At 55.8% G+C, this 15786-nt stretch carries 14 protein-coding genes; 3 read left to right on the plus strand and 11 right to left on the minus strand.

Annotated elements, in window-relative coordinates:
- Positions 1 to 72: 72 nt before the first annotated feature.
- The 10 genes from AWR26_RS13585 to sad form a co-directional block, all read right to left on the minus strand.
- Positions 73 to 987 (minus strand): bestrophin family protein, encoded by a 915-nt coding sequence (locus tag AWR26_RS13585; RefSeq protein ID WP_064566588.1) that lies wholly within the window; start codon positions 985 to 987, stop codon positions 73 to 75.
- 233 nt (positions 988 to 1220) lie between these two features.
- Entirely contained in the window at positions 1221 to 2672 is a 1452-nt protein-coding gene (locus AWR26_RS13590; RefSeq protein ID WP_064566590.1) for a tagaturonate reductase, read from the minus strand.
- Between the two features lie 115 nt (positions 2673 to 2787).
- Entirely contained in the window at positions 2788 to 2988 is a 201-nt protein-coding gene (locus AWR26_RS13595; protein ID WP_064566591.1) for a hypothetical protein, read from the minus strand.
- An 80-nt stretch (positions 2989 to 3068) separates the two neighbouring features.
- Entirely contained in the window at positions 3069 to 4040 is a 972-nt protein-coding gene (locus AWR26_RS13600) for a sensor domain-containing diguanylate cyclase (protein WP_064566593.1), read from the minus strand.
- Between the two features lie 104 nt (positions 4041 to 4144).
- Positions 4145 to 5137: a sensor domain-containing diguanylate cyclase gene (locus AWR26_RS13605; RefSeq protein WP_064566595.1), complete on the minus strand. Its 993-nt coding sequence runs from the start codon at positions 5135 to 5137 to the stop codon at positions 4145 to 4147.
- A 201-nt stretch (positions 5138 to 5338) separates the two neighbouring features.
- Entirely contained in the window at positions 5339 to 6775 is a 1437-nt protein-coding gene (locus AWR26_RS13610) for a GGDEF domain-containing protein (RefSeq protein WP_064566597.1), read from the minus strand.
- An 83-nt stretch (positions 6776 to 6858) separates the two neighbouring features.
- Positions 6859 to 7221 (minus strand): DUF4186 domain-containing protein, encoded by a 363-nt coding sequence (locus AWR26_RS13615; protein WP_043953605.1) that lies wholly within the window; start codon positions 7219 to 7221, stop codon positions 6859 to 6861.
- A complete protein-coding gene (glsB, locus tag AWR26_RS13620; RefSeq protein WP_064566599.1) occupies positions 7221 to 8147 on the minus strand; it encodes a glutaminase B in 927 nt (308 codons plus the stop codon). Before glsB ends, AWR26_RS13615 begins: the two co-directional genes overlap by 1 nt.
- 61 nt (positions 8148 to 8208) lie before the next feature.
- Positions 8209 to 9798, minus strand: a complete 1590-nt coding sequence (locus AWR26_RS13625; RefSeq protein WP_064566601.1) for a methyl-accepting chemotaxis protein — start codon at positions 9796 to 9798, stop codon at positions 8209 to 8211.
- 100 nt (positions 9799 to 9898) lie between these two features.
- Positions 9899 to 11287 carry a succinate-semialdehyde dehydrogenase gene (sad, locus tag AWR26_RS13630; protein ID WP_064566603.1) on the minus strand — a complete coding sequence of 463 codons (1389 nt, stop codon included), beginning with the start codon at positions 11285 to 11287 and terminating at the stop codon, positions 9899 to 9901.
- Positions 11288 to 11392: 105 nt separating this feature from the next.
- On the opposite strand from sad, the gene ptrR reads away from it, so the two are divergent.
- Positions 11393 to 12268 (plus strand): putrescine utilization regulator PtrR, encoded by an 876-nt coding sequence (gene ptrR / locus AWR26_RS13635; protein WP_064566605.1) that lies wholly within the window; start codon positions 11393 to 11395, stop codon positions 12266 to 12268.
- A 206-nt stretch (positions 12269 to 12474) separates the two neighbouring features.
- Here the strand turns inward: ptrR and AWR26_RS13640 are convergent, their stop codons facing one another.
- Positions 12475 to 13068 (minus strand): TetR/AcrR family transcriptional regulator, encoded by a 594-nt coding sequence (locus AWR26_RS13640; RefSeq protein WP_167351149.1) that lies wholly within the window; start codon positions 13066 to 13068, stop codon positions 12475 to 12477.
- A gap of 171 nt (positions 13069 to 13239) precedes the next feature.
- Here AWR26_RS13640 and AWR26_RS13645 point away from each other — a divergent pair, with 171 nt between their 5' ends.
- Positions 13240 to 14016 (plus strand): cyclase family protein, encoded by a 777-nt coding sequence (locus tag AWR26_RS13645; protein WP_064566610.1) that lies wholly within the window; start codon positions 13240 to 13242, stop codon positions 14014 to 14016.
- 71 nt (positions 14017 to 14087) lie between these two features.
- Positions 14088 to 15758, plus strand: coding sequence for a carboxylesterase/lipase family protein (locus tag AWR26_RS13650; protein WP_064566612.1), 1671 nt, complete (start codon positions 14088 to 14090; stop codon positions 15756 to 15758).
- Positions 15759 to 15786 lie beyond the last annotated feature (28 nt).

Consider the following 15786-nt stretch of genomic DNA (forward strand, 5'->3'; position numbering starts at 1 on the left):
GTCCCTCTTTATGCTGAGTAATGTCATTAAAGCGAAAAATGCGTAATGTGTCTTACTCTCACGTCCTAAAGTTTAGGTTAGCTGATAGTTTTTGTCTGCGGTCATTTTGTGCGGTAACGTTTTTTCGCCCTGCATCTGCAGCAGATCGATCTCGATAGCATTGCAAATCGCATCCAGCGGCAGATCGTTATCCTCGACGCCAAACGGCTCTTCCAGCTCTTCTGCCAGCGTATCCAGCGAGATAAATGTGTAAGAGATCAGCACAGAAACAAACGGCGTCATGTAGTGCAAATCCACCACCAGCGCAAACGGCAACATAATGCAGAACAGATAGACCGTGCGGTGCAGAATCAGCGAGTAAGCAAAAGGCAGCGGCGTGGTAAAAATGCGCTCGCAGCCGGAAAGCACCACCGACATATCATGCAGCCGCTGCGTAATGCTCTGGAATAAGATGTCGGAAAGCGCCCCCTGCGCTCGACGCTCGCACAGCCACTCCGCCATGATCAACAGGATGCGGTTCGCGGGCGAATGCGCCTCCAGCACCACCTGCAACTCTTGAGCCGTTAAATATTTCGCCAGCGTTTCCGCTTGCGGTTTACGCCGCAGCGTCATGCGCAGGCTGTGGGCAAAAGCCACCTGAAGACGAATAAAGTGCGTGATATCGGCTTCATTCGGTAGCGTGGTTTTCACTTCCCGCAGCAATGAGCGCGAGGCAATCATCAATTGTCCCCACAGTAAACGCGCTTCGCTGTAGCGCGCATAACAGGCGTTATTACGAAAGCCGAGGAAGATAGCGATCGCCACGCCCAGAATGCTGAATGGCGCAACGGTCAGTTTAATGCCCAGCGAGGTATACCAGGGAAGCATCAGCACGACGACGATGGAGAGCAGGAAGTTCATGAACAGGCGTGAACTGATTTTCGGCAGAACCGAACCGTGCCAGACGAAAAGACGGGGAAGCCAGTGTTGTTGTGGTCGAACGATCATTATGTAGTTGCAGGTAAATGGAAGCGCTGCGCTATTAAACGTGATCGCAATCACAGTTGCAAGTTTGCTAAGGAATTGTGACGAAAAAGCGATCTGGCCGACGATAACTGGCACAGAAGTTACTGAAACCTGTTATACAACTCTATATAGGTATGTTGTAACTAAAATGAACGCAAAATATTCGCCATAAAAAACCCGGCCGCAGCCGGGTTTTCCTGTTCAAACTTTGCCGCTTAACACAGCGGTTTTACCGCTTCACGCATGCCACGCAGCAGAATCGCATCCAGATCCAGCGACACCTGTTCCACCAGGCCTGCGATTTTGCTCAAATCCTGTTCCCAGTGTTCGCTGACGGACAACACGGCTTTCACCAGTTCGCTGGTGCTGATCTGGCGATCGCCATGCTGGCTCCACAACTGCTGGTAGCGTTCGATCCAGTGTGCATCATCCTGTACCGGATACGGCTGGCCGTTACGCTCAGCGCGGTAGAAGGCAATCAGCGCGGCAAGGGCGAACGTCAGACGCGCAGGCAGTTTGCCGGTCGCTTTCTGCCCTGCCAGCAACTGCGGCAGAATACGGGTACGGAATTTGGTCATACCGTTCAGCGCAATCGACAGCAACTGATGCTTGATATACGGGTTGCGGAAACGCCCGGTCACGGCGCTGGCGAACGATTCCAGCTCATCGCGTGGCAGATCAAGCACCGGAATGATCTCTTCATAAATCGCTTTTTCAACAAACGCGCAGATTTCGCTGTCGTTCATCGCTTCGCCGACGGTATCCAGACCGGCCTGGAATGCCACCGGTACCAGCGCGGTATGCGCGCCGTTGAGAATCGCCACTTTACGCTCTTTGTACGGCTTAATGTCGTCAACAATCAGAACGTTAAGCGGCAGTTTGTCGAGACGCAGTTCGGAGGCCAGCGATTTCGGCCCCTGGATCACAAACAGATAGAAGTGCTCGGCGGTGTCGAGGAAGCTGTCGCGATAGCCCAGCTCAGCTTCCAGTTTCGCCACTTCATCACGCGGATAACCGGTTACGATGCGATCAACCAGCGTGGAGCAGAAATCGTTCGCCGCATCCAGCCACTGGATGAACTCGGCGCCCAGCGCCCACTCCTGCGCGTAACGCAGCACCAGTTCACGCAGCGCATCACCGTTGTAATCAATCAGTTCACACGGAATGATCACCCAACCTTTATCGGCCGCGCCCGAGAAGTACCGGAAACGTTCGAACAGCAGACGGGTCAGTTTTGCCGGGTAGCTGACGGCCGGCGCATCGTCGAATTTATCGCCCGCGTGGTAGCTGATACCGGCTTCCGTGGTATTGGAGAACACAAAGCGGATATTCGGGTTGTGTGCCAGTTTCAGGAACTCATCGTACTGACCATAAACACTGATTTCGCGGTTAACAGAGCGGATAAGACGCGCATCACTCACCGCTTCGCCCTGCTCGTTCAGGCCGCGAATAATCGTGGTATACAGGCCATCCTGCGTACTCAGAGAAGGCGGGAAATCACTCTGGATCGGGCGAACCACCACCACACCGGCGTCAAGGTCGGTGTGCTCGTTCAGCAGATCGATTTGCCAGTCAACAAAAGCGCGCAAGAAATTCCCTTCGCCGAACTGAATAATGCGTTCAGGGTATTCAGCGCCGGGAAAGTTGCGACGGTTTAAAGTGTTCACAGTGGGTTCCTTTTTGATTAGTCATACAACCTTGGAAGATTGGTGTAATAACTTACCAGACTTTTCGACCATGAAACCCTGTTTTGATCAAAATGGGCCGTCTTATTAGACCAAATTAGATAAACTTGTAAAGATTTGTCGTACCCGTCACATTTCCGTCCCGAATCAGTGCATAGCGAGGCATTTCGCCGGCGCATAGCCAGCCAGATTGTGGGTAGAAATGTTCGCCGGTGGCGGTGTCTGGCACATCGCAAAGGGAATCAATAGGGGAAGTGAGCGTCTCGCGCGTGATGGCGTGAAAATGATAAGTGGTCATTTTACTTCCTTATAAAACAACCACTTTCTTACTTGTCTGCCCGCAACATACGTGCCGCAGCAACAGCTTTTTGTGAAGGTTTAACGGGCGCGGTTGTTATGTATTTTCATGGCGTACATTTTCTGATCCGCGTCTTTTATCCACGGGTGCAGCTCGCCATTGCCGTTGTGATCAAACTCGCTCACGCCCCAGGAAAAGTGCAGCTTCCACGCTTTTCCGGAAGTCTGATTCCACGCCTCAACCTGTTCGACCAGATGTTGCATAGCGATCCACGCGCCCTGCTCGTCGGTGTCGGAAAAGACAATAGCGAATTCGTCACCGCCATAACGCACCCGCAGATCGGCTTCACGCAGGCTGGCGGTCATCACCGAAGACATCGCTTTCAGCGCTTCATCGCCTTCGGCATGCCCCCAGGTGTCATTAATCTCTTTGAAATTATCCAGATCGATCCACGCCAGCGTTAACGGCTCTGCCCGGCGGCGAGCGCCGTAAATAGCAAACTTCGCCAGGCTGTCGAAACCGCGGCGGTTAAACAACCCGGTAAGTTCATCGGTGGTGGCCGCGCTCATCACCGCGAATTCATCCTCGACGATGGTGGCGAAATCTTTCAGGCTATCCAGATCAGCACTGCTTAATTCGCGCGGCACTTTGTCGACCAGACAAAACGCCCCCACCACCGCGCCATCCGGCAGACGCAGCGGATGCCCGGCATAAAAACGGATCGGTTTGTCACTGGTAACCAGCGGATTATCGGCAAAGCGTTCATCAAGAGAGCTATCCGGGATGACCAACGGTTCCGGGTGCAAAATGGCGTGACCGCAGAAGGAAATTTTCCGGGGTAAGGTTTCTGCACGGGTGTAACCATCACAGGATTTAAAATACAGGGTATCTTCGTCCAGCAGTGTAATCAGTGCGGCCTGCACGTTAAACATGCGTTTAGCCAGCCGGGTCAAGCGGTCAAGCCGCTCAGTGACGCCGCCTTCAAGCAGTCCGGAATCGTGTAGTGAAGCAAGACGTTGCTCTTCATCCACGGGAGTAGCAGGTATTTGCATAGGAAGCCGATCTCTTCATTTTTTCGGGCCGTTTCCGCAAACAGAAAAAACTGTCGATCAATTCGCGGGATACAGCGTAAAGCTTAGCCTATTCAGCACGTTTGTCAGTGGGAGTAGATCTGGTTTTTACCCAGTCTTTTTGCCTGGTACAGCGCGTCATCCGCCGCTTTTAACCACTCTGTTACGTCATTCATGCCCGGCAGCGCGCTGGCAATGCCAATGCTTAAGGTGCATTTAAAAGCATATTCCTGCACAACTGTCATCACAGCCGCCGCATCCATAATGCGCGTTGCGACGGCATGAGCCTCCTCCTGCGGCGTGTCCGGCAAGAGAATCACAAACTCATCGCCGCCCAGCCGCGCGGGCGTATCTGTTTTGCGGGTGGCGATATGCAAAATCTTCGACACCGCCACCAGCAGGGCATCGCCTACTTTGTGGCCAAACCGGTCATTCACCTCTTTGAAGTTGTCAATATCGATAAACATCAGCGACGAGTGACCCGGCGTGGTGCGCAATTTGTCCAGCTCATACTGGATACGCTTTTCCAGCAGGCGGCGGTTAGCGATATCGAGCAGCGGATCCATCATCGCGATGCGCTCCAGCTCGCGGCTTTTTATCCGCAGTTTCACCGCAATGCTGTCAGTCAGCACGCTGAGTGCCAGCATATAAATGCCAATCAGCGGCAGTGTGGCGAACATCGTGCGCTGAGTAACCAGCACATCGAACGGGGTACCAAGCGCAATCCAGGTCAGCATAAATACGGCCAGTAGCGCCAGCGCCGCTTTGCGCATCAGAACAAAACCGCCCGCCGATAAACGATCGGTCAGCAGAATGGTGGCAATCACCACTGATGGCAGTGGATTCACCGCCATCAGCGCGATCCACAACCCGCCAGCGCCCGCATCGATCACCAGGTTCTGATGCTCAATTTGCAGCGGCAGATGTGCTTTGCGCGCGCGCAGGAAAGCGATTGTCGGCCAGAGAAAGGCATTCGCAGCGAGGAGGAGAATACACCACAGCGGACGCTGTAATTCGAGCAGAACGGAAAGAATAGGGAAAAAGCACAATAGTGTTCCCAGAATACGCATCAGATACATTCGCCTGACAAAACCACTGCCAGCAACACGCTCATTTTTATTCAAATTGTCTGACCCGATCATGTCGCGTTACATTCCGCTACGCACAGGAGTCAATAGTATTAACCTTAAAAATGAGTAGCAAGCAATTTAATAAGTTAAGGATATTAATTGCTTCTGTCATCAAATGTCCGGACTCAGCGCACAGCGTTAATTATCCAGCTACACCGGCGCGGTCACGGAAGGTTTCACCGCAACATCGTTCTGGGTCGTGCGATTTCTTCCCTGTTTTTTTGAGCGGTAGAGATTTTCATCAGCGGCCGCCAGCAGCGCATTAAACTTCTCCGTTAACTGCCAGGCTTCGGTTTTGCCACTGCTGATACCAATACTGACCGTCAAATGCAATGTCTGCTGCCGCCACTGAAAGGGATGATTCGCCACAGAAAGGCGCAGCGTTTCCGCCAGTTGTACACCCTCCTGCGCATCCACGGTGGTCGCCACCACCACAAACTCTTCGCCGCCCATGCGCGCCACCACGCCGCGATGACCCAACACCTTCTGAATCTGCTGCGCAAAGGAGGCCAGCACCTGGTCGCCGCACTCATGGCCATAGCTGTCATTCACACTTTTAAAATAGTCGATATCCAGCAACATCACCGATAAGTGCTTATCGGCAAAACGTTTGTCATCGTGGTTCAGCGCTTCATACAGGCCCGAGCGTGAATAAACGCGGGTGAGAAAATCGAAGTCCGCGCGCAGAGAGACCTGGCGCATCAGGCGATTAATCGCTTCGACGCTGACGGAGACAATCACCGGACAGATCGCCATGGTGGCAATCCCCAGGCGCGCAGAGAGCATATGCGGGATCTCCATCGGCGAACCGATCGAAATATCAATCACGCTGCTGGAAACGAGGATAATTTCCACGCCGCCGGTCAACAGCGTGATTAGCGAAGTAAACGGCAGGGAATAGCGTACCGCACACCAGATCAACGCCGGTAAGGGAAACGCCAGGCTGCCCGCCCCGCCGATCGCCACCGACGCAAGCACCGAGACGACAACGGCGACAACCGGCATACCCCGTTGCAGGGAGAATTGCAGCGGCTGGCGCGGCCAGCTCATGGTCAGCACCCCCGGCAGGATCAGCACGCCGGTGGAAAACTGCTCGCCAAACCAGTCGGCCAGCAACGACCAGAACCCATGACCGTTAATGCCGACCGAGCCTATCGCGCCGACGAAACCGCACAACAGCGCGGCCAGCAGGCAATAACCAAACAGCATCAGTACACTGCCCGGCTCCGGTGCCTTAAGCATCTGGCGGCGTTTTGCGCCAATAAGCTGCGCCATGGTGATGATAAACACCATGTTTGAGAAGTTGATGATCAGCGACGCCATGCCCCAGTTGGTGGTGATCGCATCGTAAACCAGCATTGCGGCATAGCTAATAAGGTAGTAATGCCAGCGGTGGAGAAAAGCGTAGCGGGCAAACACCCCGGCCATTACGGCATTGAGCGGCCAGAACAGCGACAGCTCTTCGACAAGGCGCATCATCGCGCCGAGAAAATAGAACAGAGTGGTCAGGATAAAAATAACTACCGCGTTAGTGAGCGGAGTCTCCTCCCGCAACGGGCGGAAAGGGGTTGAAAAAAATGCACGCATCTAATCTCAATCCATATCACTGGCAGGAGCCACGTTCGGTGAATCGTTTACCTCCTGCGGGAGGCGCTCTGGCACGATCGCACTTAGCGCGGCGAATTCATCTGGATAACCAGCCACTGGTAAATGACGTCAACAATATACTGTTGTTGCGTTTCTGTTAATGGGTAACCGCGCGCGATATGGTGCCACTTCTCCAGACAGCCGCGACAGCAGGTAGCCGTTGCGTGCTGGGCAATAAATACCGGATGGCCGCGCATGGGTGTCTGCTTGCCATCATTTTGCGGTTCGGCGGGTGACAGCCGCTGCGCGACGAAATCGGCCGCATGGCGGGCAATCACTTCCGCACCTTTATCCACACAATATTGTCGCTCTTTCACACCCAGGCGAAACCGGGAGCGAAAAGTGGAACGCCCCAGACGCGCAAACAGCGGTGCTAAATCAGCCATCAGTACACAGATCTCCCCAGTTTTTGCGTTAACGCCTCCAGCACGGCGACACCGGCCAGCGAGTTTCCCGCTGCGTCCAGTTCCGGGCTCCAGACGGCAATCACCATCTCTTGCGGCACAACCGCCACAATCCCGCCGCCCACGCCTGATTTTGCCGGTAAGCCGACGCGCCAGGCAAATTCCCCGGCATTCTGATACATGCCGCTGGTCGCCATCAGCGCGTTCACCTGACGCGCCTGCCGCGCGGAAACCACCGGGGACTCAATATGCGCGGCATGGCCGCCATTGGCGAGAAACAGGAAGGTTTGTGCCAGTTCCGCACAGCTCATTTTGAGTGCGCAGTAGTGAAAATAGTTCTGTAAAACCGTCGGGACATCGTTGTGGAAATTGCCGAAGGATTTCATCAGCCAGGCGATGGCGTTATTGCGCGCCGAGTGTTCCAGTTCGGAGCGGGCCACCGCGCTGTCATAGGCGATATCCGGCACGCCGGAGAGCTTGCGCACCACTTCCAGCATCCGCTGGCGCGGCGCGCTGAGTCGGCTTTGCAGCATGTCGCAGACCACCAGCGCCCCGGCGTTGATAAACGGGTTGCGCGGTTTACCCTGCTCCATCTCCAGCTGCACCAGCGAATTAAACGGCTGGCCGGAGGGATCTTTACCCACCCGCTGCCAGATCTCCTCTTCTGCGTAGTGGTTCATCGCCACCACCAGACTCAGCACTTTAGAGATTGACTGAATAGAGAAACGCTCGTCGGCATCTCCCGCGCGGAAATGTTCGCCGTTAACGGTGCTGACCGCCACGCCCAGCTTGTTGCCGCTGATTGAGGCCAGCGCCGGAATATAATCGGCGACCTTGCCTTGTCCCAGCAGCGGACGAACCTGCGCAAGCACCGCTTCCAGAACCTCATTTCCCATCACCGTTGCCACGTTAACCCCTTGCCCACAGGCCAAAAATGGCCTGCGAGTATAGCAGAGCTACCTGGCGGCGTCAGGCCGGAAGACGAAAACGCGCAACCGCTTGCAGTAGCTGGTGAGAATCATGATGCAACTGCTCAGACGCCTGGGTGGCGGTCGAGACCAGTTCATCGGTGCGGCGGGAGACGCTGTTCAGTGAGTGCAGGCGGCGCGTCATCTTATGAATACTTTCCCCCTGGCTCAGCGTGGCGGCCGAGATTTCGCTCAGCACTGCGCTTAAATGCGCCACCAGCCCGGTCACCTTTTGCAGGTTATCTTCCAGCCGGCTGACGGCAGCGGTGCCGTCGTTAATGCCCTGCAATGAGTGGTTGATCAGTTGCTGAATGGTTTGTGTGGAGTGGCTGCTTTTGCGCGCCAGCAGCCCGACTTCTTTCGCCACCACCGCAAAACCGCGGCCGTGATTACCGGCGTGCGCCGCTTCAATCGCGGCATTCAGCGCCAGAATATTGGTCTGGAAAGCGACGCCATCGATCATCGACACAATGTTGCGCATCTCTGCCGAGCGTTCAACGATTTCGCGCATCGACTGTGTCACCGTGTCCATCATCCGGTCGCCGCCCTCCGCCACTTTGCGCGCTTCATCCGCCTGTTGACGGGCCTGCTCGGCAAAACCGCTGTTGCCCTCGACATGCGACTCCAGCGTGGCGATATGTTCCGTCACATCGATCAGCTCCTGCGCCTGTTTCGCCGACTGTTGATACAGCGACTGGTTACCTTCCGCCAGGCTGCCAATGGTCTCAACCATCGAAGAGGTGGCATCACTGACCTGCATCACCAGTTGTTGCAGCCCGTGCTGCATCGTGCCGATGCTCATGCCCAGTTGATCGATTTCGCGGTTAAAACGCTGGACCGATGGCAACGGCGTTCCCAAATCCCCGGCAGCAAGCACATTGATATGCGCAATCAACCTGCGCAGCGGCGTAATGACCCAGCGCGACATGGCAAACCACACCAGTACGGCAATCACCAGCAGCAATGCGGGAACCAGCATAAAGACGTGCTGCAACTGCGCAAGCGTTGACATCAGTGCCTGCCTACCCTGCTCCGCGCGGGTTTCGCTGGCTTGCTGGAAACGGGCGTAGTTGTCGTTAAAATCGGCCTGAAACGCCTGCGCCGGTACGGCGAAAAACGCGTCGATCGACTGGGTTTTTACCAGCCCGTCCGCCTGCTCTTTCAGCGCACCATAAAACATCTGGTAGCTGTTAATCAGCCCCTCGTCTTTCGGTGGATTGAGCGCCAGCCAGGCCTGCCAGGCTTGTTGTGAATCGTTGAGCGCTTTTTTGGTTTCGTCCATCAGGCTGTGCCAGCTACCATCCGAGCCGGTCTCTTTATCCTGCATAAAATAGACGCCCGCGCGGTTCAGTAAATCGCTGGCGGTCAGCAGCGCGATGCGGGCTTCATCGACCCGTACCTGTTGCCGATGCGCCTGCTGGTTCCGTTGTTCGCTGGTTTGTGCGTCGCGTAACGACGCGGAAAGGACGATGGATGAGGTGATTTGTAGCGCGGAAAAGAGACCGATGATACAAAAAATTCCGACCAACAAACCAAACTGTCGTGGAGCAATACGCCGAAAAATACGGCGGAAAATTTGCATTAAGTTCATGATATTCTTCTATAACCACAAAGTTGCTGTGAGTCTACAAAAGGATCATGACACTCCCATGACAGCCAGAGGTGACGCGCCCCGCCGGGGCGCGTTTAGTTTACAGCCGGTCTTTCCACACCGTCTGGATGTTGCAAAATTCATGCAGACCGAAGTGCGACAACTCGCGGCCAAAACCGCTCTTCTTCACCCCGCCAAAGGCGACGCGGGCATCGCTGGCGCTGAAACCATTGATAAACACGCCGCCGCACTCCAGACGTTCAGCAAACTGCTGCGCCCGCGCAGAATCGGCGGTAAATACCGTGGCCGACAAACCGAAATCACTGTCATTCGCCAGTTCCAGCGCGTGCTCCGCATCGCGGGCAATGCTGATGGCGGCGACCGGGCCAAACAGCTCCTGGCGGAAAGCCGTCATCGCTGGCGTGACTTGCGTCAGTACCGTGGCCGGGTAGTAGTTGCCGTTACCCCGCACTTTTTCCCCACCGAGCACCAGCTTCGCGCCCTCTTTGATACTGGCCTGAACCTGCGCATGCAGTTCATCGCGCAGATCAAAACGCGCCATCGGGCCAAGGTAGTTCTCTTCGACATCCGGCGCGCCCTGTTTCAGCGCCGCAGCCGCCGCAACGAATTTCTCGGTGAACGTCTGGGCAATACCCTCTTCAACGATAAAGCGTTTGGCCGCCGCACAAACCTGCCCGGTGTTCTGATAACGCCCGGCTACCGCCGCTTTCACTGCCAGTTCCACATCGGCATCGTTGAGCACAATAAAGGGATCGGAGCCGCCGAGTTCCAGCACGCATTTTTTCAGCGCCGCACCGGCCTGGGCACCAATTGCCGCTCCGGCGCGAACGCTGCCGGTCACGGTGACGGCGGCGATGCGTGGATCGTTAATCGCCTGGCTGACGCCCTCATTGCTGGCATTCACCCAGCCAAACACCCCTTGCGGGATCCCGGCCTGCACGAAAATCTCCGCGATTAATTGTGCGCATCCCAGCACGTTCGGCGCATGTTTCAGCAGGTAGCTGTTGCCGGCCAGCAAAATCGGCACCGCACCGCGCAACACCTGCCACAGCGGGAAGTTCCACGGCATAACCGCCAGAATCGGCCCCAGCGGGCGATACTCAATCGTGGCGCGATTCTCTTCCACCAGCGTGGCTTCGCTGCCGAGCATCGCCGGGCCATGATCGGCATACCAGTCGCACAGCGCGGCGGATTTATTCACTTCGCCGCGTGCCTGCAAAATGGGTTTGCCCATCTCCTGGCTAATCATCTGCGCCATCTCTTCACCCCGCGCTCTGAGCGCTGCGCCGAGATCGCGCAGCTTTTGCGCACGCTCAGCAACGGCGACCTGCCGCCACTGGCGATAACCGCTGGCGGCCAGTTCAAGCGCGGCATCCACCGCTTCGCGGCTTGCCCACGGCGTTGCGCGCAGGGTTTCTCCGGTGGCCGGATTGACTGAAATCGCATGTGTTGTCGCGGAAATTGACATAACGTCTCCCATAAAAGGTGTTCAGGACTTGCACAATAGTGGCCGAGTTTGTTATTTCTGAAAACTGAATAATATTAACTACAGTATTCACAATGAGAGAATGGTATGGACTTAACACAGCTTGAGATGTTTAACGCGGTGGCGCAGACCGGCAGCATTACCCAGGCGGCGCAAAAGGTGCATCGCGTGCCGTCCAACCTCACCACGCGCATTCGCCAGCTGGAGTCCGATCTTGGCGTCGATCTGTTCATCCGCGAGAACCAGCGCCTGCGGCTTTCGCCCGCCGGGCACAGTTTTTTGCGTTACAGCCAGCAAATTCTGGCGCTGGTCGATGAAGCGCGCATGGTGGTAGCAGGCGACGAACCGCAAGGGCTGTTCTCACTTGGCGCGCTGGAAAGCACCGCCGCCGTGCGGATTCCGGCGACGCTGGCGCAATATAACCAGCGCTATCCGCGCATTCAGTTTGATCTTGCCACCGGCCCTTCCGGCACGATGATCGACGGCGTGCTGGAGGGGCAACTTAGCGCCGCGTTTGTTGATGGGCCGATCATGCATCCGGGGCTGGAAGGTATTCCGGTCTATCGGGAAGAGATGATGATCGTCGCTCCGGTCGGCCATGAAACCATTACCCGCGCCTCACAGGTTAACGGCGCCAGCATTTATGCCTTCCGCGCTAACTGCTCCTACCGCCGCCATTTTGAGAGCTGGTTCCAGGCCGATCGCGCAACGCCGGGCAAAATCCATGAGATGGAGTCTTACCACGGCATGCTGGCCTGCGTGATTGCCGGTGCCGGGCTGGCGTTGATCCCGCGCAGCATGCTGGAAAGTATGCCCGGCCATCACCAGGTAGAAGCCTGGCCGCTGGCGGAGAACTGGCGCTGGCTCACCACCTGGCTGGTGTGGCGACGCGGCGCGAAAACCCGCCATCTCGACGCGTTTATTGCATTGCTTAACACCGACGCTGAGGAGCGGAACGGATAATGGGCGAGAACATGATTCACGCCGTAAGCCTTGTCTTATCGCTTCCTCTTCCAGAGAGCGTGCCCCCGTTGCCCGGGCGTACTGGTGCCAAAAACCACACGCTATCTACCCCCTCCGGCTGGCATCTTTGTCGTTCGCCCGCCAGGTCAGCATCCGGCATTGAAAGTCTGAACCCTCACTGACATGCTGATTAAGCGGCGTGCGGCTTAAGCATAGCGGCTTAAAAACGTCCTGACCGCTTCCCGTACCACCCGCTCGCGTTGAGTGATATTCGCTTCATCCTTAAGCCCTAACACACGAAACCACACCAGAGGCTCATTAATCATTCCTACGAACTGACGGGCTGCCAGATCCGTATCTTCCATTTTCAGATGACCGGCGGCGTTCTGCTGGGCAAGGTATCGAATGAGCGAACCCAGGGCGGGCACTTTACCTAACTCCAGATAGTTTTTAGCCAGAGAGGGAAAACGTTCGCTCTCGCGAACAATCATCCGGGCGAGTTTTATGGAGGTATCCGCCGCCCAGAAATCCGCGATGGCCAGGCCAATTTGCATCAATCCCGTTTCCGGATCGGCCATGGCTTCCTGCGTGGTAGAGAGTTGTACAACGGGTAAACGCGACCAGAAATACTCAATAGCCTGTTCGAACAACACTTCCTTCGTTGAAAACTGATTGAACAAAGTGCGGCGGGATACCCCGGCGCCCGCAGCGATGTCATCCATGCTTGCCGCGTCGTACCCCTGCGTCAGCAAGACGTTCACGGCCGAATCCAGAATTTTTTCAGCAGACGGTGTTGCCATTGTGTTTTTTTTCACCATTGTATTTGACTTTTTATGAATTGCACTGCACAGTGCAATGCATTGGCGATTGCACTGTGCAGTGCAACTATAGAACTAAACCGGGGATAATCCAATAGCGTCACCGCATTCCGTCTCCTGTTGGGTTGTTCTGGTGAGAAATGGAGAGCAACAATGAAACAGCGCATCATCGATCTTTCCGTCACTCTGCAAAACGGCATCCTCTCCGATCCGCCGCCGTTTTTACCTGCCATTGATTACCATAACCATGCGGCAGGCGCGCTCCAGCTTGCCGCGATGTTTCCGGGGCTCAGTCCGGACGACTTGCCGGAAAAAGAGGGCTGGGCGGTGGAGTTCGTCAATATGAGCACCCACGCGGGTACACATATGGATGCGCCATGGCACTACCATTCCCACATGAAGGATGGTGGTCAATCGCTGACCATTGATGAAATCCCCCTGAGCTGGTGTATCGGTCCGGGGGTGAAGCTCGATTTTCGCCACTACCCCGACGGCTATGTCATTGGTCCGGCGGATCTGGATAAAGCATTCGCCCGCATCGGCCATACCCTCTCTGCGGGAGACATCGTCTTGATCAACACGGCGGCTGGCGATCGCTACGGCCGTGAGGATTACCTTGAACGCGGCTGCGGCGTGGGGCGAAGCGGCACGCTTTATCTGACGCAAAAAGGCGTACGTCTGGTTGGCACCGACGCCTGGAGTTGGGATGCGCCGTTCGCTTATACCCGTGCGCGTTATCAGCAAACGGGCGACGCCTCCCTGATCTGGGAAGGGCACTATGCCGGAAACGAAACGCCCTACTGCCAGATTGAAAAACTCTCCGCGCTGGATTCATTACCGGATAACGGATTTACGGTCTTCAGCCTGCCGGTAAAAGTCCATCGGGCCTCGGCCGGTTGGTGCAGAACCATCGCATTGGTCGATGAATAACCCTTCACTCTCTTCATCACGTCAAGCCGACACCGGCGAGAGATCGCCATCATTGAAAACAGAGGTGCTCCATGCATACAGAAACGCGTTCCCCCATCGTCACTACCCGGCAGGGCCGGATCCAGGGTCTGCGCGAAAACGCGCTGGATATTTTCCGGGGTATCCCTTACGCCCGGCCCCCGGTCGGCTCGCTACGGTTTCGCAACCCACAGCCCCTTTCTCCCTGGGAGGGGATCAGAAACGCGGTGGCTTCGGGACCGGCGTCTTTTCAGATGAACCTGAACAACACAGACGCCGTCATGGCGCAGGTTAAGCGCATCGATCCCGGCGTGCCGGGCGTCCCTGCCTGGCCCGCTTACGTGGGGAAAACCTACCATCACGAAAATATCAGCGAGGACTGCCTGTACCTTGATGTCTGGGTCCCGGAGAATGCAGGCGGAAAAAAATTGCCGGTCTATGTGTATTATCACGGCGGCGCCAACGCGGTCAGTTCGGGATCGTTTCATCTGGAAGACGGTGCCAATCTTGCCCGGCAGGAAAATATCATTGTCGTCCGGCCCAATTACCGTTTAGGGGCGCTGGGCTGGGTGCATTTTGGTTTAATCAGCGATGCGTTTCCCGAAGCCATCAACCTCGGTTTGAAAGATCAATTCGCCGCCTTGCAATGGGTGCACGAGAATATCGCCGCATTTGGAGGGGATCCGGATAATGTCACTATCGGTGGCGAATCCTGCGGCGCGACCGCCGTCTCGCATCTGCTGACGTATGCGCCGGCGCGGAAATTTTTCCGGCGGGCCATTATCCAGTCATTATCCCCTTTCAATGTCTGGTGTACCCAAAATCAGGCGCAGGCTGTCCAGGTGGCGGAGAAATATCTCGCCTTACTGGATATCTCGTCCCCTGAAGCGCTCGCCGACATCGAGCCCGAACGCTTTCTGGCGGTGCAAAATGTCTTAACGCGCTTTTTCCATCCGGACAAAAATATCGCCTGGCGCCCTCTGGGTGGCGTGGTTGATGGCGAATGGATCCCGGAACACCCGGCTGAATATCTCTCCAGCCACGCGGCAGCCGATACGGTCAACGAGTTGATGATTGGTTTCGCCAAAGATGAATGGCAGTTTTTCCGTGGTCATACCGAAACCCTACGTCATGGCAGCGTACAGGATGTTCTCAACGTCCTGACGCCGATTTATGGCCGTGACGGCGCTCAGCAACTGTACGCAGGGTATAAAGAACTCTATCCGGCGCATCGGGAGTCGGGACATATTCTCTCCGACATTATGTCTTTTGAGTTCTTTAAGTTTTCATCGTTGAAAATAGCCAGACACTTCACCCAGTTAGGTGTGCCGACCTGGCTTTTCCAGTTCAGCTACGATCTCCCGGGGTGGAATGGGGAGCTACGGGCGGTCCACACCGGCGATATGCCGTTTTTGTGGCGTAATTACGACCCGCAGCGGCTGTCGCAATGGCCAGCATTCGATGGGATAGATATCGATGAACTCAAACACAGTGCCGGGGCCATGGGGAACTACTATGCCGCCTTTATCCGGCATGGTGGCGAAGATCTCTGGCCGAAATTCGATGAGGAAAATCAGGTTATCCTTCGTTTCGGCAAAGAGGTGGTCCCGCAGAAGCGGCTGCTTGAGCAAGAGGAAAAGCACTTTTCTGCTGTAGGCATCGATAGCGTACGCCAGCTTGAAGAAAGGCTGAGCCAGCATCTGAAACAAGCGTTTGAAGAATAAAAGCCGAAAAACTGGCCATCGCCAGTCT

Source organism: Kosakonia oryzae (genome assembly GCF_001658025.2).
In the GTDB taxonomy this organism is placed as follows: Bacteria; Pseudomonadota; Gammaproteobacteria; order Enterobacterales; family Enterobacteriaceae; genus Kosakonia; species Kosakonia oryzae.